Origin of the sequence: Streptomyces sp. NPDC014995 (assembly GCF_043080745.1) — a bacterium.
Lineage (GTDB): Bacteria > Actinomycetota > Actinomycetes > Streptomycetales > Streptomycetaceae > Streptomyces.
Genome location: NZ_JBIBVX010000003.1, coordinates 284,827 through 304,012, shown reverse-complemented (window position 1 = coordinate 304,012; position 19,186 = coordinate 284,827). Strand labels below are relative to the sequence as shown.

At 70.8% G+C, this 19,186-nt stretch carries 19 protein-coding genes and 6 tRNA genes; 9 read left to right on the top strand and 16 right to left on the bottom strand.

Annotated features, from left to right (window positions below):
* Position 1: 1 nt before the first annotated feature.
* From ACF1A1_RS08835 to ACF1A1_RS08805, 7 genes are all read right to left on the bottom strand, one after another.
* Positions 2 to 2,740, bottom strand: a complete 2,739-nt coding sequence (locus tag ACF1A1_RS08835; RefSeq protein ID WP_391646913.1) for a Tat pathway signal sequence domain protein — start codon at positions 2,738 to 2,740, stop codon at positions 2 to 4.
* Positions 2,741 to 2,845: 105 nt separating this feature from the next.
* Positions 2,846 to 3,436 carry a hypothetical protein gene (locus ACF1A1_RS08830; RefSeq protein ID WP_391646911.1) on the bottom strand — a complete coding sequence of 197 codons (591 nt, stop codon included), beginning with the start codon at positions 3,434 to 3,436 and terminating at the stop codon, positions 2,846 to 2,848.
* Positions 3,437 to 3,449: 13 nt separating this feature from the next.
* Entirely contained in the window at positions 3,450 to 4,340 is an 891-nt protein-coding gene (locus tag ACF1A1_RS08825) for a carbohydrate ABC transporter permease (RefSeq protein WP_391646909.1), read from the bottom strand.
* A complete protein-coding gene (locus ACF1A1_RS08820) occupies positions 4,337 to 5,293 on the bottom strand; it encodes a carbohydrate ABC transporter permease (RefSeq protein WP_391646907.1) in 957 nt (318 codons plus the stop codon). Before ACF1A1_RS08820 ends, ACF1A1_RS08825 begins: the two co-directional genes overlap by 4 nt.
* Before the next feature lie 20 nt (positions 5,294 to 5,313).
* A complete protein-coding gene (locus ACF1A1_RS08815; protein WP_391646905.1) occupies positions 5,314 to 6,603 on the bottom strand; it encodes an ABC transporter substrate-binding protein in 1,290 nt (429 codons plus the stop codon).
* Between the two features lie 884 nt (positions 6,604 to 7,487).
* Positions 7,488 to 7,559: transfer RNA gene (locus ACF1A1_RS08810), tRNA-Val, on the bottom strand.
* A gap of 76 nt (positions 7,560 to 7,635) precedes the next feature.
* On the bottom strand, positions 7,636 to 8,094 hold the full coding sequence (locus ACF1A1_RS08805; RefSeq protein ID WP_391646903.1) for a TIGR02611 family protein: 459 nt from the start codon (positions 8,092 to 8,094) through the stop codon (positions 7,636 to 7,638).
* 191 nt (positions 8,095 to 8,285) lie between these two features.
* Between ACF1A1_RS08805 and ACF1A1_RS08800 the strand changes: the two genes are divergently transcribed.
* Both ACF1A1_RS08800 and ACF1A1_RS08795 read left to right on the top strand, forming a co-directional pair.
* Positions 8,286 to 8,699 carry an SsgA family sporulation/cell division regulator gene (locus tag ACF1A1_RS08800; RefSeq protein ID WP_004002642.1) on the top strand — a complete coding sequence of 138 codons (414 nt, stop codon included), beginning with the start codon at positions 8,286 to 8,288 and terminating at the stop codon, positions 8,697 to 8,699.
* A 230-nt stretch (positions 8,700 to 8,929) separates the two neighbouring features.
* The gene (locus ACF1A1_RS08795; RefSeq protein ID WP_391646901.1) at positions 8,930 to 9,490 is read left to right on the top strand and encodes a CGNR zinc finger domain-containing protein; all 561 of its coding nucleotides are present in this window, start codon (positions 8,930 to 8,932) and stop codon (positions 9,488 to 9,490) included.
* A 547-nt stretch (positions 9,491 to 10,037) separates the two neighbouring features.
* Here the strand turns inward: ACF1A1_RS08795 and ACF1A1_RS08790 are convergent.
* Both ACF1A1_RS08790 and ACF1A1_RS08785 read right to left on the bottom strand, forming a co-directional pair.
* Positions 10,038 to 10,223, bottom strand: a complete 186-nt coding sequence (locus tag ACF1A1_RS08790; protein ID WP_391647214.1) for a hypothetical protein — start codon at positions 10,221 to 10,223, stop codon at positions 10,038 to 10,040.
* Positions 10,224 to 10,411: 188 nt separating this feature from the next.
* Positions 10,412 to 10,867, bottom strand: coding sequence for a hypothetical protein (locus tag ACF1A1_RS08785; protein WP_391646900.1), 456 nt, complete (start codon positions 10,865 to 10,867; stop codon positions 10,412 to 10,414).
* 246 nt (positions 10,868 to 11,113) lie between these two features.
* On the opposite strand from ACF1A1_RS08785, the gene ACF1A1_RS08780 reads away from it, so the two are divergent.
* A complete protein-coding gene (locus ACF1A1_RS08780; protein WP_391646898.1) occupies positions 11,114 to 11,668 on the top strand; it encodes a DsbA family protein in 555 nt (184 codons plus the stop codon).
* A 19-nt stretch (positions 11,669 to 11,687) separates the two neighbouring features.
* Here the strand turns inward: ACF1A1_RS08780 and ACF1A1_RS08775 are convergent, their stop codons facing one another.
* From ACF1A1_RS08775 to ACF1A1_RS08765, 3 genes are all read right to left on the bottom strand, one after another.
* The gene (locus ACF1A1_RS08775; protein WP_391646896.1) at positions 11,688 to 12,512 is read right to left on the bottom strand and encodes a GNAT family N-acetyltransferase; all 825 of its coding nucleotides are present in this window, start codon (positions 12,510 to 12,512) and stop codon (positions 11,688 to 11,690) included.
* 92 nt (positions 12,513 to 12,604) lie between these two features.
* Positions 12,605 to 13,426: an aminotransferase class IV gene (locus ACF1A1_RS08770; protein WP_391646894.1), complete on the bottom strand. Its 822-nt coding sequence runs from the start codon at positions 13,424 to 13,426 to the stop codon at positions 12,605 to 12,607.
* Positions 13,423 to 14,466 (bottom strand): chorismate-binding protein, encoded by a 1,044-nt coding sequence (locus ACF1A1_RS08765; RefSeq protein WP_391646892.1) that lies wholly within the window; start codon positions 14,464 to 14,466, stop codon positions 13,423 to 13,425. The genes ACF1A1_RS08770 and ACF1A1_RS08765 overlap by 4 nt, the downstream gene beginning before the upstream one ends.
* 177 nt (positions 14,467 to 14,643) lie before the next feature.
* Here ACF1A1_RS08765 and ACF1A1_RS08760 point away from each other — a divergent pair.
* The 5 genes from ACF1A1_RS08760 to ACF1A1_RS08740 all read left to right on the top strand — a co-directional run bounded on the left by ACF1A1_RS08760 (position 14,644) and on the right by ACF1A1_RS08740 (position 15,098).
* A tRNA-Gly gene (locus ACF1A1_RS08760) sits at positions 14,644 to 14,716 on the top strand.
* Between the two features lie 38 nt (positions 14,717 to 14,754).
* A tRNA-Cys gene (locus ACF1A1_RS08755) sits at positions 14,755 to 14,828 on the top strand.
* 1 nt (position 14,829) lies between these two features.
* Positions 14,830 to 14,901, top strand: a tRNA-Val gene (locus ACF1A1_RS08750).
* A 19-nt stretch (positions 14,902 to 14,920) separates the two neighbouring features.
* A tRNA-Val gene (locus ACF1A1_RS08745) sits at positions 14,921 to 14,992 on the top strand.
* 34 nt (positions 14,993 to 15,026) lie between these two features.
* A tRNA-Val gene (locus ACF1A1_RS08740) sits at positions 15,027 to 15,098 on the top strand.
* A gap of 77 nt (positions 15,099 to 15,175) precedes the next feature.
* Here the strand turns inward: ACF1A1_RS08740 and ACF1A1_RS08735 are convergent.
* From ACF1A1_RS08735 to ACF1A1_RS08720, 4 genes are all read right to left on the bottom strand, one after another.
* Positions 15,176 to 15,463 (bottom strand): zf-TFIIB domain-containing protein, encoded by a 288-nt coding sequence (locus ACF1A1_RS08735; RefSeq protein WP_391646890.1) that lies wholly within the window; start codon positions 15,461 to 15,463, stop codon positions 15,176 to 15,178.
* A gap of 81 nt (positions 15,464 to 15,544) precedes the next feature.
* Positions 15,545 to 16,480, bottom strand: a complete 936-nt coding sequence (locus ACF1A1_RS08730; RefSeq protein WP_391646888.1) for a phosphotransferase family protein — start codon at positions 16,478 to 16,480, stop codon at positions 15,545 to 15,547.
* Between the two features lie 431 nt (positions 16,481 to 16,911).
* The gene (locus tag ACF1A1_RS08725) at positions 16,912 to 17,106 is read right to left on the bottom strand and encodes a hypothetical protein (RefSeq protein WP_391646886.1); all 195 of its coding nucleotides are present in this window, start codon (positions 17,104 to 17,106) and stop codon (positions 16,912 to 16,914) included.
* A gap of 198 nt (positions 17,107 to 17,304) precedes the next feature.
* Positions 17,305 to 17,580 carry a hypothetical protein gene (locus ACF1A1_RS08720; RefSeq protein WP_391646884.1) on the bottom strand — a complete coding sequence of 92 codons (276 nt, stop codon included), beginning with the start codon at positions 17,578 to 17,580 and terminating at the stop codon, positions 17,305 to 17,307.
* Positions 17,581 to 17,776: 196 nt separating this feature from the next.
* On the opposite strand from ACF1A1_RS08720, the gene ACF1A1_RS08715 reads away from it, so the two are divergent.
* Positions 17,777 to 19,177, top strand: a complete 1,401-nt coding sequence (locus ACF1A1_RS08715; RefSeq protein WP_391647200.1) for a serine/threonine-protein kinase — start codon at positions 17,777 to 17,779, stop codon at positions 19,175 to 19,177.
* The last annotated feature ends 9 nt before the right edge of the window (positions 19,178 to 19,186 follow it).

Sequence of the window (19,186 nt, the reverse complement as noted above, 5' to 3'; positions counted from 1 at the left end):
CCTACGAGGGCATCTTGTCGCCGAGGAGCGCCAGGTTCTCGATGGCGGCGAGGCCGTACAGCGCGGTGTCGTTGGTGGACACCCAGGTGGCCTCGCTGCCCGGTACCAGGGTGGCGGGGCCGCTCAGCCGCTCCGTCTTCCAGGGCGCGGACTCCTTGTATCCGTCGGAGTTGTAGAACTTGTCCCACGCCCGCTTGGCGAGCTTCTCGTCCCCGGTCTGCACGGCCGCGTACGCGTCGAGACGCGAGTGGCCCTGGAAGAGCAGCAGCGTGCCGAAGTTGGAGCCGTACCGGGCCGCCTGCTCCGCCTTGGTGGCGTTGAAGTAGCGGCAGTAGTCGTAGTACGCCTCGTTGAACTTCGGCATGTCGACGAGGTGGATGAGCTCGGCGCACAGTTCGTTGAGGCCGAAGACGGCCGAGAGGTGCGAGACGCCCACGACCGGCTTGTCGGCGATGGCGAACCGGCCCGTGTCCAGGTCGTACAGGCCGGTGCCCTGCACGAAGCCGTTGGGCTGGGCGGCGATCGTCTCCATGGTCGACAGGACGCGCGCCTTGGCCTTCTCCCACTTGGGGCCCTTGCGCTCCCACTCGGTGAGCCACGCGGAGACCAGGCCGCTCCAGTCGGTGCCGAAGCCGATCGACAGGGCGTGCCGGTCGGGGGTGTACGGCTCGGTGCGGATCTTGCGGATCGGGTCGAGGACGAGGAAGGTCTCGTCGGAGTCGACGTTGGCGTGCATGAGGTCGCCGACGCGCTCGTCGGCGGTGAGGAAGTAGTAGTAGCGGCGGTAGGTGGTGTTGGCGATGCGCTGCTGCTTGGCGCTGTCGGCGTAGTGCTGCACGCCGTGCCGGGTGCCGAGGCCCGCCCACTGGCCGAGGTGGTAGACGTCGACCTCGCCGGTGTGGCGGGTCATCGCCTCGGCGAAGCGGAAGACGTCCGCGCGGCCGGAGCGGAGATACGCGAACCACAGCCACAGGTCCGGCGACAGCTCCGAGTTGTCCCAGGCGTAGCCGCCGATGTCGTACCGCCACTGGTGCCGGACGGTGTCGTACGTGTGCATGATGTCGCCGTAGTCCCAGAAGCCGTACCAACGGCGCATCTCCACCTGGTCCTTGTAGTAGGTGAAGAGGAAGTCGAGGTGGTCCTCGATCCTGGCCTTGGCCGGGGTGGAGCGGTCGGGCTCGGAGTACAGGCCGGGGCCGAAGACCTTGGCCCTGATGAGCTGCTTGGGCGGGGCGGCGAGCTGGGGCAGTACGCGGACGGCCTCGACCTGTTCGGCGAGCTTCTCGGGGCTGGGGGTGGAGTCGTTGGCCCAGAAGAGGAGTTCGGAGGTACGGGCGATGCCGTAGGGGGTGCCGAAGCCGGGCTCGTAGTCCTCGTAGGTGATGTTGAGGCCTTCGAGCTGCTCGGGGAAGGTGTCCTGGCCCATACCGTCGTGGTAGAAGCGCAGGTCCATGGGCTGCGCCTCGGGCGACCAGAGCCAGAGGGTGACCTCGGCCTCGTCGGTGTGCGCGTCACGGATGTCGAGCTGGGCCGGGAACTTTTCCCAGAAGTCACGGAGGCCGAAGGAGAATCCGCCGCTCACGCCGCCGACGTACCCGAACCCGGAGGCCCGCTTGCCGCCGCCGGCGCCGATCCAGCCGTAGCCCTTCTTGGTGCGCTTGCGCAGGGTGAAGCCGTCGGCGGAGAGCTGGGAGAGGGTGTAGTCGCCCCACTCGGGGATGTACTGGAGGCGGGTGGTGACCCGCTGGTCCCAGGTGGCGGGGTCGGGGAGCTTCTTGCCCTCGTACTGGGCGGCCTGGACGGCCGCGCCCGGGTCGCGGCGCAGACCGGTGATGCCCTTGACGGCCTCACGGAGCAGACCGGTGCCCTCGCCGCCGATGCGGATGTGGCGGTCGTAGGACTCGTCGCGCAGGGGGACGGAGAAGCGGACGCCGAGGCCGCGGATGAAGTCGCCGCTGGCCTTGCCGGGCTCCTGGGTGCCGTCGTAGGTGATGGTGTGCACCATGCGGAAGGAGTCGGCGCCGGCGTAGAAGTAGAGGCGGATGGAGAACGGCAGCCAGCTGCGGCTGCCCTTGCGGTGCTTGCCGTCGATGCGGACGACCGCGCGGACCGGGCCCTCCTGTTCGACGGTGACCTCGGAGATGGCGCCGTCGAAGCGCTCGGTCTTGACCGTGCCCTGGTCCTCGTCCTCGATCTCGGGCTGCCGGATGAGCACCAGGCGGCCGTTACGGGCGATCTCGGTGGAGCCGCGGGTGACCGACTTGACGAGGGTGGCGCCGGACTTGCCGATCTTCGCGGTGATGACACCGGTGGAGACGTCGATGGTGCCGCCGCTCTTGTCGACGGTGACCTTCTTGGCGGGGGCGGCCGGGGCGCCGGCGGTGAGGGTGAGTTTGCCGGTGCCGGAGCTGACGGCGTGGGCGGTCCACTTCAGGGACCCGTCCGGCCAGTAGGCGATGGGCCAGGACTGTACGGGCACGTCCTTGCCGTCGGCGTCCGTCAGCGCGAAGGTCTGGTCCTCCTGGTAGGTGCCCATCGGCCAGGGCACACCGAGGGTGGAGCCGGGAGCGGCGCCGAGGCCGCCGTCCTCCAGCCAGTCCAGGGTCACCGGATCCGCACCGGCGGGCTCGGCTCTCGGGGCGGCCTCGGCGTCCTTGGCCCCTAGCGCCCAGCTGAACTGGGCGGCGGCTCCGGCGACGGCCGCCGCCTTGAGGACGGACCTGCGGGGGATGGGAGACATAGAGATGCAGCCTTTCCTGTCCGTGCGGGATACGGGGTGGTCAGGGGCATGGCAGAAAGAGGTACGGCGCGCGGGGCGCCGACCCGGTAGCGGGGGCACCGCCCGTCAGCGGTGCCGGTAGCGCTCCTCGACGGCGACGGCCGCCGCCGCGACGGCCCCCAGGACGGGGACCGCCAGCGGTGCGACGAACCAGCCGGACAGGGCGACCACGGCCAGCCCGGCAGTGAGCAGAAAGGATCCGGCGGGGTCCAGCACGGTTCGGCGGCCGGCCCGCGCGAGCAGGGAGCGCCAGGAGTCGCCCGGCGCCCAGACCGCGGCCGCGCGCATCCCGGCGACCGCGAACCCGATCAGCGCGAACAGGCCCACGGCCCCGACGAGCGGCCCGCCGGGGATTCCGGCCCGCGCTGCCTGCACGTCGACCCAGACCGCGGCCGCCGCCCCCCATCCGGCGAGCCCGGCGAGCCACCCCCCGCGCACCGCCGCCCGGAAGTCGGCGACGAACTCCCGCCAGCCGCCCGCCTCGTGAGCGGTACGGCGGCGCAGATGCCGGGCCCCGGCGGCGAAGGCGGCCGGATAGGTCACCACCCCCACCGAGGCCACCGCGATCCACACTCCGGTGAGCAGGCACTCGGCGAACACACCGAACCGCTCGGCGTAGGCGGACTCCTTAGGGGCTTTCACGCGCGCTTCGGCCATGGTGTGACCCGCCTCAGCCCTTCAGTCCGGAGGTCGCCATACCGTCGATGAGGTACCGCTGGAAGGCGAGGAAGAACAGCAGCACCGGCAGCAGCGCGACCAGCGACATCGCGATCATGCCGCCGTAGTTGGCGACGCTCTCCTGGTCGCGGAACATCATCATGCCGAGGGAGACGGTGTACTTGCCGGGCTCGTTGAGGTAGATCAGCGGGCCCATGAAGTCGTTCCAGGCGTTGATGAAGGTGAAGATCGCACTGGTGATGAGCGCCGGACGGCACAGCGGCAGCACGATCGACCAGTAGATCCGCAAATGACCGCACCCGTCGAGGCGGGCCGCCTCGTCCAGCTCCCTCGGCAGGTTCCGCATGAACTGCACCATGAGGAAGACGAAGAACGCCTCCGTGGCCAGGTACTTGCCGATCAGCAGCGGGACGTAGGTGTTGATGAGCTCCATCTTCTGGAACATCACGTACTGCGGGATGAGCAGTACGTGGTACGGCAGCAGCAGCGTGCCGATCATCAGCGAGAACATCAGGTTGCGGCCGGCGAACCTGATCTTGGCGAAGGCGTACGCCGTCAGCGAGCAGGAGACGAGGATGCCGACGACCGAGCCGAGCGCGTAGTACAGGGAGTTCTGGAAGAACGTCGCGATCGAGATGTCGGCGATGCCGTCGGCGAGGCCCTTGAAGTTGGCCACGATCGGATCCGTCGGGAACAGCTCCAGGCTGCCGACGATCTCCCGGCTGGGCTTGAACGAGGCGCCGATGACCCAGACCACGGGATAGAGGACGACGGCCAGGACCAGCACGGAGCCGAGGTGCCAGACGAGCGAGCCCGCGCGCCTGCGGCCGAGACCGGACGCCTTGTGGAGGGCGGGCGGCGTGGTGGACGTGGTGGCGCTCATCGGGCGTCCTCCTCGTAGTGCACCCACTTCTTCTGCGACCAGAAGAGGACGGCGGTGACGAGGGCCACGGCGAGGAGCAGCATCCAGGCCATCGCGGAGGCGAAGCCCATCTGGGACTCCTTGAAGCCCTTCTGGTACAGGTAGCAGGTGTAGACGAGCGTGGCGTCGGCCGGTCCGCAGGACTGGTTCGAGACGACGTAGGCGGAGCCGAAGATCTGGAACGAGTGGATGGTCTCCAGCAGCACGTTGAAGAACAGCACCGGGGAGATCATCGGGAGCGTGATGTTCCAGAACCTGCGGAAGGGTCCGGCGCCGTCCATCTCGGCCGCCTCGTACAGGCTCTGCGGCACCTGCTTGAGGCCGGCGAGGAAGATGACCATCGGGGCGCCGAACTGCCAGACCGTCAGGGCGACGAGAGAGTAGAGGACCCAGTCGGGGTTGCCGACCCAGCCGCCGACGTTCACGCCGAAGACGGACAGGCCCTGGTCCACGATGGCCTCGTCGGAGAAGAGCGCCCGCCAGACGAAGCCGACGGAGACGCTCGCGCCGATCAGCGAGGGCGCGTAGAAGGCGGCCCGGTAGAAGGCCTGGCCTCGCCGGCTCTGCGCGAGCAGCAGGGCCACGCCGAGGGCCAGGAGCAGTTTGAGCGGGGTGCCGATGACGACGTACTTCGCCGTCACCTCGACCGACTTCTGCCAGCGCGGGTCGTCGAGCATCCGCGTGAAGTTGTCGAAGCCGATCCACTGCGGGGAGTTGAAAAGGTTGTAGTCGGTGAACGCGAAGTACAGCGAGGCGGCCATCGGGCCCGCGGTCAGGAGCAGGAAGCCCGCGATCCACGGGGACATGAAGAGGTAACCGGCGAGGTTCTCCCGGCGGCCCCGCCGCTTGACGGCGGCGGGGGCGACGGGCCGTGCCTTCCGGGTGTCGAGAGGTGAGTCCTTGACGAGCGTCACGGGGGTTCCCAATCAGGCAATCAGGCTTGGAAGGCGGCCTCGGCCTCGGAGAAGAACTGCTTCACGGCGTCGGAGACCTTGGTCTTGCCCGTGGCCATGTCCCCGCCGATCCGCAGGAAGGCGGCCTCGACGGTGTCGGCACCGGCCGGGTGCGGGGTGATCTTGCCGAGGACGCCGGCCTTGGCGGTGTCCTCTTCGTACTTCGCGATCTCCTGGCCGATCGCCTCGGTCGGCTTGTACGCCTCGTACTGCTCGGTGCTGGCGAGGATGCCGCGGTCGTAGCCCATGATCTTGCCGACCTCGGGGTCGTGGACCATGAAGTTGATGAACTGGGCCACTTCCTTGGGGTGCTTGGTGCGCGCGGAGGCGCTCAGCATCAGGGAGGCGAGGTACTGGCCGGTGTTCTTGCCGTCGGTGGTGGGGATCGGCGCGAGGCCGTACTCGCTGTCGCCCTCCGCGGCATAACGGACCGTGAAGTTGTCCCAGGTGAATTCCGAGGCGCCGTGACCGGCGGCCAGGGAGGACTTGGGCTTGTCCTGCTCGACGATCTTCGGGTCGGTGATGATGCCCGCCTTGACGCGGTTGAAGGCGTCCGTCCACCACTCGGTCAGATCGGCCTGCTCGAAACCGAGTCCGTCCTCGGAGAAGAACGCCTTTCCGTTCTGCCGGAGGTACAGGTCGTACAGGTACATGATGCTGTGGTAGCCCGTGTCGCCCGCGACCTTCGTCTTGTCGTGGATCGTCTTCAGGGCCTTGAAGTACTCGTCCCAGGTCCAGCCCGGCTTCGGCTCGACGCCGGCCTTCGCGAAGACCTTCTTGTCGATGACCAGCGCCATGGTGTTGGAGCCGACGGGAATGCCGAGCTGCTTTCCGTCGACCTCGCCGACCGTGGTGACGCCCTCACGGAAGTTGTCGAGGCTCAGATTCCCCGCGTCGATCTGGGACTTGAGGTCCAGCAGTATTCCTCTTTTGTCGTACTTCCGAAGAAAACCGACTGCGTTCTGGAAAACGTCCGGCGGATTCCCGCCCGCGGCCTGGGTCTGGAACTTCTCCCAGAAAGAGAGGTAGTCCTGGAAGTCCGTCTTCACCTTGATCTTCGGGTACTTCTTCTCGAAGAGCTTGATGGACTCGTTGATCCGCTTGGCCCGCTCGTCGGCACCCCACCAGGAGTAACGGATCGTCACCGTCCCGTCGGAGGACGTGCCTCCGTTCCCCCCGCAGCCCGTGGTCGCGGCCAGGCCGAGCGTGGCCGCCGTGGCCCCCGCCGCCTTCAGGATCGTTCGCCTCTCGATGTTCCCGCTGGTTCCCACAGTCGGCCTCCCCGCAGCGTCGCTGTCACTGGCATGAATCGTTTCAAGAAAGCGCTTGCTGGCACAAGGTACGAGGGGGCTGAGGGAGCGTCAATGATTCGGACAGGAATTTCTTGCGGGGCGGGTGCGGGTCGACGGGGTGCCGCCGGGCTGATGCGCTGTCACGAACGGGGTGAACTCGCAGGTCAGAGACGGTTGTTCGGCTTCCCGGACGGCGAGTGGGCGTGCGCGGAACCATGGCGAGGGACTGAAATCCGCCCGGAGCGGTGGGGCTGGACGTGCGGGACGGGGCCGGGACGGGGCGCAGTTGGAGGTCGTGCCGGGGTAGCGCCGGGGGCGCCGGCGGGAGGGACGTGAGGGGCCCATCGCGAGGGCGTGAGGGGCGGCGGCGGGAGCGCACCCGGGATCCCGGCGGGAGCACGCCCACGGCCTGCGGCAACGCGCCGCGCCGCGCCAGGATCCCGCTGGGAGCTCATCAGGGGTGCCGGCGCGAGGCCGCGCCCGGCTCGGTCTGGTGAAGCCCCTCGGCGAGTCGTCGGTGCGGCTTGGATCGATTCGGCGGCCGTGGAGCACTTTCCTTCCGGCCGGAGGCCTCGCTCTTCGAGGTCAACTGCCGTAGGGCTGTCGTGGGGCCGTCGTGGGTCAGCCGCCGTGGAACCGTCGCGAGTCTCCTGCCGTGGGGCCGTCGTGACCGTCGGCCCAGCCTCTCGTCGGCGGCACCGCGACGCCGACGAGAGGCTGTCAAGGCACCCCGTCGACAGGCTCACGACGCCGACAGGGGCCGGCGACGGCCCCTGTCGGCAGGCTGGCGACGGCACCTCATCGCGCCGCCCTACGACGACGGCGGCCCGTCTGCTCTGTCGCAGACGGGCCGCCGTTCCGGGTGGGCGATACTGGGTTCGAACCAGTGACCTCTTCGGTGTGAACGAAGCGCTCTCCCACTGAGCTAATCGCCCGGACGCAGGAAGAAGATTACCCCAAGTCAGGGGGTGCCTGTGACCACGGTCGGCCGATCCTCACGCCCGCCGTAGATCACTGGTCCTTGATCTTCCACGGCATCTCGAAGCCGAACTTCCACACGTAGACGCCCGTGATCACCGCGATGATCACGAGGCCGACGGACGTCAGAATGATGTTGCGTCGGCGCACCTTCGGATCCAGGGCACGCTGGGCCGCCTCGGTGACCTTGCGCTTGGTCCAGCCCAGCACGATCTGGGCCCAGACGAACTCGGTCGCCCAGATCGCCATGCCACCGAAGATCACGATCCAGCCGGGTCCGGGCAGCGGCAGCATGATGATGCCGGCGACCACGACCGCGAGGCCGATGATGAAAATCCCGACCTGCCAGCTCAGGTGCAGGATGCGGCGCGCCTTGATGAACTCCGGCGCCCGGGAGCCGAGCCCCTGCCCGTGCTCCTCCGTCACTTCGTCGGTCTCCTGGTCGTCCGCCGCCATGGCCACCTCGCCCGGCTCGTCACTCCCCGTATTCATACGGCCAAACCCTACCCGAGAGATTCCCGTCACCGTATTGGTGGTACTTCTCGAACGATGTCTCGGCCGGAAGAGTTACGTAAAGGCACGCAAAACACGCAGAGGGGTTTACAACGGCACCGTAGGTGGCATGTCGATTTCGCCGACGTGCGAATCCCCGAGCGCACACTGAGCGAAAGGCCCTGGCGCTTATGAACACCACGGTCAGCTGCGAGCTGCACCTGCGCCTCGTTGTGTCGAGCGAGTCCTCCCTGCCTGTCCCCGCAGGCCTGCGGTACGACACGGCCGACCCCTACGCCGTGCACGCCACCTTCCACACCGGAGCCGAGGAGACCGTCGAGTGGGTGTTCGCCCGCGACCTCCTCGCGGAGGGCCTGCACCGGCCCACGGGCACCGGCGACGTCCGCGTCTGGCCGTCGCGCAGCCACGGTCAGGGCGTCGTCTGCATCGCCCTGAGCTCCCCCGAGGGCGAGGCCCTGCTCGAGGCCCCGGCGCGGGCCCTGGAATCCTTCCTGAAGCGAACGGACGCAGCCGTGCCCCCCGGCACGGAACACCGCCATTTCGATCTCGATCAGGAGCTCTCGCACATCCTGGCGGAAAGCTAGGACGAGGCTCTCACTGAGCAGCCCGGCGCCGTCCACTCGGGGAGACGGCTCGGGCCAGTACAACCGCATAGGGCACGCGCCGGCGCCGCGCCACGGGTCCACCGTGGGGCGGCGCCGACGTGTTCGCGAGCATGCGGGACGTCGACCGCCCGTGGCTTCACGGCCCGGTGCGGCTACCATCGGCCAGCATCGGCGGGCGCCCGCCCGTCCCCCAGGCCAGGGAGCGAAACGTGCTGATCACCCACGACGCCCGGTGTGCGCTCGATGCCGTGGTGGATCTGGTGAACACCGCACCGGAGGACGACACCTCTCCGGACGGGCTGCCGGATGTCGCCACCCTCGAGGACTTCGTACGAAAGCACGAGATCAGTGACGTCGGTGTGCTCTCCGAGTTCGACCTGTCCGCGGTGCGCAAGATCCGCGGGCGGTTCGCGGGGATCTTCGCGGCGCCCGACGCCCGTAGCGCCGCCGGACTGATCAACGAACTGGTCGCCGCCGCGGGCACCACGCCCCGGCTCACCGATCACGACGGCTACGACTGGCACGTGCACTACTTCGCACCCGGTGCCTCCGTCGCCGACCACCTGGCGGCCGACTGCGGGATGGCGCTGGCCTTCTTCGTCGTGGCCGGGGAACAGGAGCGGCTGCGGCGCTGCGAGGCCCCGGACTGCCGACGCGCCTTCGTCGACCTCTCCCGCAACCGCTCCCGCCGGTACTGCGACAGCCGCACCTGCGGCAACCGCCTCCACGTCGCCGCCTACCGAGCGCGCCGCAAGGAGGCCGCGGGCTGAGCCACGGCCGCCTGACCGAGGCCACCGGTCGCGGCGAGGCCCCGGGCCGGCGACCCGAGGTCGTCACCGTGACCGTGGAGAACGAGGCCGAGGTGCTGATCCACGACGCGCATCCCGCGTCTGAGCCCCGCCCATCTGATCGAGGCCGCCGATCGCCGCGAGGCCGCCGATCGCCTGGGCACCGATCGGGAGGCCGTCAGGTGGTCGGGCGGAGGGTGTCGGCCGTAAGGCGGGAAGATCGTGGATCCGGAGGCGGTCAGTCCGTCGGCGTCAGACAGTCGGCCGCAAGGCCCCCGTCGACCGCAAAGGCCCTCGCCCCAGGCGGCCGATTCCGAAGGCCGCCGATCCGGGCAGTCGAGCGGGGAGGCCATCGGGCGCCGGGCAGTGGGGCGAGGGAGGCCATCGGTCGCCAGGCAGTCGGGCGGGAACGCCGTCTGGAGCCAGATAGGCGGGCGTGGGAAGGCCATCGGCCGGCAGGGCCACCGGTCGTCTACGTCCTCGATGCCGACGCGGGCCCGGCGGGTGGCGCCGGGGACCGCGGGTACGGTCACAGCAGCAGCAGATCGTGCAGCGCAGCCATGAGCAGCAGACACCCGATCACCGCAAGGAAGATCATCAGCGGTGGCTGGGAAAGGGCGAAGAGGCACCCGCGCGGTTCCTCCTGAGGTGGCGCGGCGTCGCTCTGTGTCGTGTCCAGCATCTCGCGGGCGATGATGACGCAGGCAGGACACATGACGCGATCAACGTGCCCGGATTGAGCGGGTCTTCGCCGAATTCCGCGAGTTCGGCTTCCAGCCTTGATCACTTCCGCGCGTGTGCGGCTCGACTGTGTCGTTTCAGTCGCGAGGCGAGCGGCCTGTGCAGGGCCGTTTCAGCTGCGGCGTCGACGCGGGTGCCGTATCCGTCGGGTACGGCACCGCTTCATATGCCGTGCTTCTTGAGGATGGCCTCGATGTCGCTGAAGTCGTCGGAGGCCGTCGCCCGGGGTGCCGCGGCGGGCCGGGAGGCCGGTCGGGAGCCCTGGCCCGACCCCGCCCCCAGGGACGGCGCCGAAGCGACCGGGGCGACGGCGTCGGCCTGCGCGGACCGCGCTGCCGCCTTGCGCTCCTTGCGGGTGCCGCCGCGGCGGCGCTCCACGACCCGGGTGGTCGCGAAGAGGGCCCAGGCGGCGCCGAGCACACCGAAGCCGGCCCAGGCCATCGGGCTGAAGGCGGTGCCGGCGATCCACTCGACGACCCCGGTCATCACCAGGCCGAGCGGAACGAGCGCGTAGGCCGCGATGCGCGTCGCCTTCAGGAAACGCTTGCGGTAGGCCGTGACCGCGGCGACGCCCAGGCCGGCCGCGGCGACGGCGGAACAGACGGTCTCGGCAATCATCCGGGCCTCCAGACGCGGCACACTCGGGCAGGGCGGTTCGGCTCGGCACCGCGGCAGGGCGGCGCTTCGTCCCCTCCATCCTGCACCTGCGCGACGCTCCCGGGCCATGGTTCGAGCGGACATCAGGGACATCTCCGGGTCCCCTCCTCCGCAGGTGCGGTGTGCGTCGTACAGGAGTGTGCGCCGTACAAGCGGTGCGTGCGGTCCGGATTGGGGCAGTGGGAGCCGGGCTGGGAGACTGGTGGCATGAGCGACTCCTCCCCGGCCCCCTCCCGGGCCTCCGCCCCGGCACCCGTACCCGCCCGACCCGCCGTCGTCCTCGACGTCTGGTGCGAGTTGCAGTGCCCGGACTGCCGCAGCGCCCTCGACGACCTGCGCGCCCTGCGTGAGCGCTACGGCGACCGGCTGGAGCTGCGGCTGCGGCACTTCCCGCTGGAGAAGCACAAGCACGCCTTCGCCGCCGCGCAGGCCGCCGAGGAGGCCGCGGAGCAGGGGCAGGGGTGGCCGTACGTCGAGGCGGTGCTCGGCCGGGTCGAGGAACTGGACCGTGAGGGAGAACCCTTCCTGGTCGAGGTCGCCGGGGAACTCGGGCTGGACGCCGAGGAGTTCGACACCGCGCTCATCGACGGGCGGCACATCCTGATCGTGGACGCCGACCAGGCCGAGGGCAAGGCGATCGGCGTCACCGGCACCCCGACGTACGTCATCGGCGGCGAGCGTCTCGACGGCGGCAAGAGCCAGGAAGGGCTGCGCGAGCGCGTCGAGGAGATCGCGGACCGGCTGCTGGCCGAGGGGGCGTGAGCCGGTCTCGGGCCGGCGCTCAGAGCAGGTGTTTGTAGAGCGAGTACCCCACCGGTACGTACCCGAGTGACTCGTAGAGCCGCTCGGCGGGGGTGTTCCCGGCGAAGACGTTGAGGCCGATCGCGCGCTTGCCGGCGGCCGCCGCCTGGGCCTCGGCCAGCAGCATCAGCGACCGGCCGTGGCCTCGGCCCCGGAAGGGCTCGTCGGTTCTGACGTCGAAGACGAACGCCTTGGCGTCGGCGAACGACACCCACAGGACGCCGACCCGGGTGTCCTCGTGCTCCAGGACGCTGAACCGCATGTTCTCCGTCGCCAGGCCCTGGGTCAGCAGCACCTCGTGGTCCCGGCGCGATCTGGCCCACGCCTCGTCCTCCGGCACCCCCCGGTCGAGCCAGTCCTGGGCGTACTCGGGGACGGCCTGCTCGTACCACCGCCCGAACTCGGCCTCCGTCATGGGCCGGGCCCGGCTGCCGGCGGGCAGTTCGGGCACGACGCTGCCGAGGGGCTTCTCCAGGCCGCGGTTGCGGTGGACGTATCCGAGCGCGGTGGCCAGCCGCAGAGCGGCCTCCGCGTCGGCCGGCACCCTCAGGTCGATCCGCCCGCAGCCCCAGCCCCGCGCCACCTCCTCGGCGGCGAGCGCGGCCACCGTGCCCCGGCCGCGCCCGCGGTCCGGCTCCTCGATGCGCAAATCCTTGATCTCGGCGACGCGGGGCCCGAAGGTGGCGGACGTCGACAGGTGTATCGCGCCGACGGGACGGCTGTTCACGCACACCTGGTAGCGGCGGGACAGCCCCCCGTCGGCGGCGCGCTGGAGCGGCTCGGTCGGCCGCAGGGTCGTGGTCATCACCGGTGTTCTACCCGCTGCCGCGCTCCGGATCAGCCGAATATGTACGGCCTCTGCGCAGGGGCGTCCCTGTACGGCGCTGCCCGCGGGCCCTACGGGTCGAGGTCGTCGCCCGCCCGCTCGTCGAAGATCCGCATCGCCTTGGCGGTCACCGGGCCCGCCGTACCCGGCAGTTCGCGGTCGTCGACGCGGTGTACGGCCTGGACGTCCCGCAGGGTGGAGGTGAGGAAGACCTCATCGGCCTGCTGGAGCACCTCCAGCGGCAGGTCGGTCTCCTTGGCTCCGGTCCACTCGACGGCCAGCGCACGCGTGATGCCCGCGAGGCAGCCGGAAGCGAGCGGAGGAGTGTGGATCTCGCCGTCGAGGACGACGAACACGTTCGATCCCGTGCCCTCGCAGAGCTGCCCGACCGTGTTGCCGAACAGCGCCTCGGAGGCGCCGTGTTGGTGCGCGCGGGCCAGCGCGACGACGTTCTCGGCGTACGAGGTGGTCTTCAGGCCGGTGAGCGCGCCGCGCTCGTTGCGGGTCCAGGGCACGGTGATCACGGCCGTGGAGTCGGGGCGGCGGGTGGTCTCGCCGAGGGCGACCACGAGGGTCGGGCCGTGCTCGCCGCGGTCGGAGCCGAGTGGGCCGTGGCCGCCGGTGTAGGTGATGCGCAGCCGGCCGAGCGGCATCGGGTTCGCCTCGAGGACGGCGGCGCAGGCGCGGCGGACCTCGTCGTGGTCGGGGTCGGGCAGGCCGAGGCCGCGCGCGGAGCGGGTCAGCCGGTCGAGATGGCGGGTCAGCGCGAACGGCTTCCCGTCCACCGACTTCACGGTCTCGAAGATGCCGTCGCCCACGGTCAGGCCGTGGTCGAAGACGGAGACGCGGGCGGACTCGGTGTCCTGCAGTCCGCCGTCGAGCCAGATCTTCACGTCAGTGTCCTTCCCTCCACCTCGTACGCTCCCGACGCTACCGCGAGCAGTCGGGCCGCCTTCAGCTCGGTCTCCCGCCACTCCGCCTCGGGGTCCGAGCCCCAGGTGATTCCGGCGCCGGTACCGAAGCGGAGCACGCCTTCCGCGCGGTCGATCCAGAAGGTGCGGATGCCGACGGCCAGCTCGCCCGTGCCCCGGTCGGCGTCGACCCAGCCGATACCGCCGCAGTACGGGCCGCGGGGCGCGGTCTCCAGCGCGTCGATGATCCTGAGGGCGCTGGACTTGGGCGCCCCGGTGACCGAGCCGGGCGGGAAGGCGGCGTCGAGCAGCTCCGCCCATCCCGCGCCCTCCCTCAGCTCGCCGCGGACGGTCGACACGAGGTGCACGAGGCCCGGATGCTTCTCCACCGCGCACAGATCGGGGACGGTCACGCTGCCCGTGGCGCACACGCGCCCGATGTCGTTGCGGACCAGGTCCACGATCATCACGTTCTCGGCGTAGTCCTTGTCGAGGAGGTCCGCCTCGGTCCGTCCGGTGCCCTTGATCGGCCCGGACTCGACGACCCGCCCGTCGCGGCGCAGGAAGAGCTCGGGCGACGCGGTGGCGATCTCGACGCCGTACCCGGGCAGACGGATCGTTCCTGCGTACGGCGCCGGGTTGCCGCGTGCGAGCAGCGCGGTCAGCGCGTCCACGTCGGCGTCGGGCGCGACCGGCGCGGACAGGACGCGGCAGAGGTTGGCCTGGTAGACCTCGCCGGCCGCGATGTGCTCGCGGATGCGGCGCACCCCGGCCGTGTACGCGGCGCGGTCGAGGGACGACGTCCAGTCACCGTCCGCGGGTCCCCGCCACTCCCCCGGTACCGGCGCGGGCACCGGCCCCACGCGCACGTCCGCGAACCGGGCGCAGACCAGACGGCCCTCGAAGTCGGCGCAGACGGCCCAGAAACCGGTGGAGTCCAGGGCCGCGGGGTCGTCGGTGACATCGAGGAGGCCGGTGGCGGTTCGGTCACCGAAGCGGGCGAGAGGAGGGAGGTCGAGCACGGTGTCGAGTCTAGGGCGGGTGTCCCGGGGGTGGCCTGCGGATGTCCCGTTGGGAGCCCGAGCAGGTCTTCGGCGGCACGCAGGGCAGCACGCTGCACAAACGCGTTTTTGTACTGGCCCGGGAATCCGCTAGAGTTCAACACGTCGCCGGGACGCGTGAGCCGACCGAACCGACAAGCGGACGTAGCTCAGTTGGTAGAGCGCAACCTTGCCAAGGTTGAGGTCGCGAGTTCGAGCCTCGTCGTCCGCTCGAAGGAAGTAGGGATCTTCCCGGTCCCCTACACTCCTGGTGGAGTGGCCGAGAGGCGAGGCAACGGCCTGCAAAGCCGTCTACACGGGTTCAAATCCCGTCTCCACCTCCAAGGACGATTAGCTCAGCGGGAGAGCGCTTCCCTGACACGGAAGAGGTCACTGGTTCAATCCCAGTATCGTCCACTGGATCTTCGGATCCCCCGCGCGATTAGCTCAGCGGGAGAGCGCTTCCCTGACACGGAAGAGGTCACTGGTTCAATCCCAGTATCGCGCACGCAGCACCCCCGACCCGCGGGTCGTGGTCCCGAGGACGATTAGCTCAGCGGGAGAGCGCTTCCCTGACACGGAAGAGGTCACTGGTTCAATCCCAGTATCGTCCACACTCCGGAGCCCCCGGCCGTCTCTGCGGCCGGGGGCTTCTCCGTGTGCGGGCTCGGCGCCGGGCCGGCCCGTCGGCTCAGCTGGAGAAGAGCATGTGGCCGAAGCTCTTGTTACGGCGATGGCCGTAGTGCCCTCCGTGGCCGCCGTGCGGGGCGCCCCAGGCGGGAGCGGGCGGGGCCGGCGGGTAGGCCTGCGGGGCGGCCGGAGGCGGCGGGGCCGGCTGGGACCACTGGGACTCCAGGCGGGTCAGCGCCTCCAGCTCGCCGTAGTCGAGGAAGATCCCACGGCAGTTGCTGCACTGCTCGATCTGGACGCCGTTGCGGTTGTAGGTGTGCATGGGAGCGTGACACTTCGGACACTGCATGGTTCGGCTCAACTCCTCGCCGGTCGGTCCTGCTTCGCGTATCGCCAGGACAGACTCTGTCCGGCTGCGGTCGGTTGCACCCTATGTCGCGGAACTCGGTGCCAACTGCGGGGGCACCGGCCCCATTCGCGCACAGGCGTCGACGAGGGACTGCTCGACCTCGTCCAGGGGGCGGTCCTGCGCGAGCGCCTTCGTGAGGGCGCGGGCGGCGGTCTGGACGGTCAGGGCGCGGGCCGGGACGTCGAGGGCCGGCCAGGGGTCGCCCTCGGCGGGGACGGCCGGGCCGTGCGCCTCGCGGTAGGCGGTCAGGAAGCGGGTCCACTCCTCGGGCGGGAGCAGACCGCAGGCGTACCAGGCGGCGGGGCGGGCGAGGTCCCAGGCCGGGACGCCGACGCCGAGGTCGTCGACGTCGATGAGGCGCCAAGGGCCGTCGGGGGCGGGGTGGCGCACGAGCTGACCGAGGTGGAGGTCGCCGTGGCAGAGGGTGGCGGTGCCGGGCATGGGGGCCTCGGCACGGGCCCAGGCGGGGAGGTGGCTCCAGGCGCGCAGGACCGGGGCGGCGCCGGGGTGGGGGCCGGACTCGCGGAGGCGTGTCACGGCGAGGGCCGCTTTGGCGGGGCCGCGCATCGGAGGGAGCGGGACGGGGGCGGGGGTGCGGTGGAGTCGGGCGAGGAGGGTGCCCGCGGCTTCCCAGGGGGCGGCGTCCGGGTCGTCCGGGTCCACCGGGGTGCCGTACGGCCAGAAGGTGACGAGGCGGCCGTGCAGGGGGGTGGGGGTGGAGGTGAGTGGGGGGAGGAGGACGTCGGGGAGGTGCGTGGCGGCGGCGAGGCGGGGGGTCAGGTCCGTCGGGGTGGTGTCCGGGGCGTGGGCCTTGGCGACGGTGTCGGCGTGGCGGACGACGGTGGCGTCGGGACGGTCGGCGAGGGTGGCTGCGCCGCAGGGGCAGGGCGACCTGACTGCGTGAGCCTGCGCTCGGGCTCGGAGGGTGAGCTCGGTGAGCAGGGGGGTGGCGGTCATGGGGCTCCCTGGGCGTGCGGGTCTGTGGGCGAGCGTACGCAGGGGCCGTGGCCGGGGTTGCCGGATGCGCCGTGTCGGGGCGGGGGGGTCGCGCAGCCCGGCGCGGGCGGGGTGCCGCCTGCGCCCACCCGTGCCGCCCCGGGCCAGCACGACTGCCCGCGACTGGACGGCGGGAACGGGGCCCTCCGGGCCTGCCGGCCGGCGGTTGGAGCGCCCCGACTGTGGCGGCGAGGCCCGGCGGTGGACGGGGGCACGGGCCGGTCACGTCCGTGCCTCGGGGGAAGCGGGCGTTCCGGGGTCAGGGCAGAGCAATGCCGGCGCAGCTCCCCAGCTGCGCCGGCATTTGTGCCGTCCGCCGCACCCCCGTCCCCACGGGGTTTCATGGGTGGATGTCCCCGCCCGGACCGCTCTTCCGGGCCTGGGGTCGCCGCTCAGCGCCCCAGCATCACGCCCACGGACGACGCCTGTGTGGCCACTGTTTCCCAGCCGTCGAAGACGACGAGGAGCAGGACCGCCAGGGGGAGGGCCATGAGCGTCGCCACCAGGGGGTGGCGACGGCCCGTACGGCGGGGGCGCCTGGTGCGTCCCTCCCTGCGGATCAGTGTCCGCGGTGCCGTGTAGGCCATGGTCCCTCTCCTGACCGTTCTCCGTTGTCGTTGGCAGCGGCGGGTGTCTGACCTCGGGGGACGAGTGCTGCACCCGCCGCTTGACCTCAAATCTAGGCGCGCGGCGGGCGCCGGGCGTCATGCCCTCGTACCGATTGCCGGGCCTCCCCGAGGATGAGCCATGACCTGCGGAGTACTCCCCTGGGTGGAGACGGCGGCCTAGGTATCGGGGTCTTCCCGGAGGGGTCGTCCGGTACCGATCCGCTTTTCCGAGTTGTCCTCGCGGGGAACCGGCTGCTCGACCAGGGCGAGGACCCTGTTCGCCATGAAACGGGCGGTACGGACGACGGTGCCGTTGCGCGTGACTTCGCTCACCTCCACCACCCCTCGGCGTACCGCCGTCTCCACGCGGCGGCCCGCCCTGCCGGCCACCACCTCATAGGTCCGTGTCGTGTCGCCGGCGTCGACGACTATCTCCACTCGGTCACCCTTCACGGGTTCAATCCCCCTTCTGTGACAGGTGGTTGAGATCAAAGGGTTGGCAAAGCACGCCTGTTCGCAGGCCCTCTGACCACTCTTCAAGTCTCCCACCCGGCACTGACAATCGATCGGGCCGAGAGGGCGCGGCCTCTGCGCGGGAACGGCCGTGGAAACGTAAGCTGTGCCACGTCACACGGACCGGGCAGCGGGGATGAACATGGCGATGATGCGCCTGAGGCGCGAGGACCCGCGCGTCGTCGGCTCGTTCAAGCTTCACCGACGGCTCGGCGCGGGCGGGATGGGCGTCGTCTATCTGGGTTCCGACAAGAAGGGGCAGCGGGTCGCGCTGAAGGTGATCCGGCCCGATCTGGCCGAGGACCAGGAGTTCCGGTCGCGGTTCGCGCGTGAGGTCTCGGCGGCGCGACGGATCAGGGGCGGGTGTACCGCCCGGCTGGTCGCGGCGGACCTGGACGCCGACCGGCCGTGGTTCGCCACCCAGTACGTGCCCGGCCCCTCCCTGCACGACAAGGTCGTCGACGACGGCCCGCTGGGGGCGGCCGAGCTCGCGGCGATCGGGGCCGCGCTGTCGGAGGGGCTCGTCGCGGTCCACGAGGCCGGCGTCGTGCACCGGGATCTGAAGCCGTCGAACATCCTGCTCTCCCCCAAGGGGCCGCGGATCATCGACTTCGGCATCGCGTGGGCCACGGGTGCCTCGACGCTCACCCATGTCGGTACGGCGGTCGGCTCCCCCGGCTTCCTGGCGCCCGAGCAGGTGCGCGGCGCGGCGGTCACCCCGGCCACCGACGTCTTCTCGCTCGGTGCCACGCTGGCGTACGCCTCGATGGCCGACTCGCCCTTCGGGCACGGCAGTTCCGAGGTGATGCTGTACCGGGTGGTGCACGAGGAGCCCCAGTTGCACGGCGTACCGGACGCCCTCGCCCCACTGATCCAGGCCTGCCTGGCGAAGGACCCCGAGGAGCGGCCCAGTACGCTCGATCTCTCGCTGCGGCTGAAGGAGATCGCGGCCCGTGAGTCCCAGGGACCGGGCGACGCCCGGCCGCCCGTACCGCGCGCCGGCGAGGCGGACCGGCCGACCGGGCGGCTGGCCGATCACAGCTATCCGGAGCGCACACTGCGCCAGCCGCGCACGCCGGTGCCGCGGGGCGGGGTGCCGTCCTCGCGCGGCTCGTCGCCTTCCCGGGGCGGGACGCCGTCGCGGGGCGGGAGCGCGCGGAGCGGGAGTGGCTCGCGCGGTGGCGGTGTGCCGTCGTCGTCGCGGTCCGGGGCCCGGCCCACTCCGGCGTCCCGGAACACGCCCGCCGGACGGAACACCCGTTCCGGCAGCGGCAGTCGGCCGTCGCCCCGCAGCGGGGCCGGCCGTCCGGCGCCGAGAACCACGGGGACCGGGCGGCGGCCCGCCAATCCCCGGCTGTTGCGGCAGCGGCTGTTCGTCTTCGTCGTGGTGACGCTGCTCGTGGCGCTCGGTATCGCGGTGGTCCAGGGCTGCCAGGGGCCGGCCCAGGGCCTTCGGGGCGACACCGGTGTCGTGGGGGACCAGCGGCAGGCTCAGGAACACGTGCGGCCGGAGGCCGGCGGGATCCTGGGCGGGTAGGTCCCGTGG

Bases quoted from the DNA above. Each gene is read 5' to 3' on its own strand.
- ACF1A1_RS08715 (WP_391647200.1), top strand. From the start codon at position 17,777: ATGAACATGGCGATGATGCGCCTGAGGCGCGAGGACCCGCGCGTCGTC.
- ACF1A1_RS08725 (WP_391646886.1), bottom strand. From the start codon at position 17,106: ATGGCCTACACGGCACCGCGGACACTGATCCGCAGGGAGGGACGCACC.
- ACF1A1_RS08800 (WP_004002642.1), top strand. From the start codon at position 8,286: ATGAACACCACGGTCAGCTGCGAGCTGCACCTGCGCCTCGTTGTGTCG.
- ACF1A1_RS08825 (WP_391646909.1), bottom strand. From the start codon at position 4,340: ATGAGCGCCACCACGTCCACCACGCCGCCCGCCCTCCACAAGGCGTCC.
- ACF1A1_RS08830 (WP_391646911.1), bottom strand. From the start codon at position 3,436: ATGGCCGAAGCGCGCGTGAAAGCCCCTAAGGAGTCCGCCTACGCCGAG.
- ACF1A1_RS08805 (WP_391646903.1), bottom strand. From the start codon at position 8,094: ATGAATACGGGGAGTGACGAGCCGGGCGAGGTGGCCATGGCGGCGGAC.
- ACF1A1_RS08730 (WP_391646888.1), bottom strand. From the start codon at position 16,480: ATGACCGCCACCCCCCTGCTCACCGAGCTCACCCTCCGAGCCCGAGCG.
- ACF1A1_RS08775 (WP_391646896.1), bottom strand. From the start codon at position 12,512: ATGACCACGACCCTGCGGCCGACCGAGCCGCTCCAGCGCGCCGCCGAC.
- ACF1A1_RS08835 (WP_391646913.1), bottom strand. From the start codon at position 2,740: ATGTCTCCCATCCCCCGCAGGTCCGTCCTCAAGGCGGCGGCCGTCGCC.
- ACF1A1_RS08780 (WP_391646898.1), top strand. From the start codon at position 11,114: ATGAGCGACTCCTCCCCGGCCCCCTCCCGGGCCTCCGCCCCGGCACCC.
- ACF1A1_RS08785 (WP_391646900.1), bottom strand. From the start codon at position 10,867: ATGATTGCCGAGACCGTCTGTTCCGCCGTCGCCGCGGCCGGCCTGGGC.
- ACF1A1_RS08735 (WP_391646890.1), bottom strand. From the start codon at position 15,463: ATGCAGTGTCCGAAGTGTCACGCTCCCATGCACACCTACAACCGCAAC.
- ACF1A1_RS08790 (WP_391647214.1), bottom strand. From the start codon at position 10,223: ATGTGTCCTGCCTGCGTCATCATCGCCCGCGAGATGCTGGACACGACA.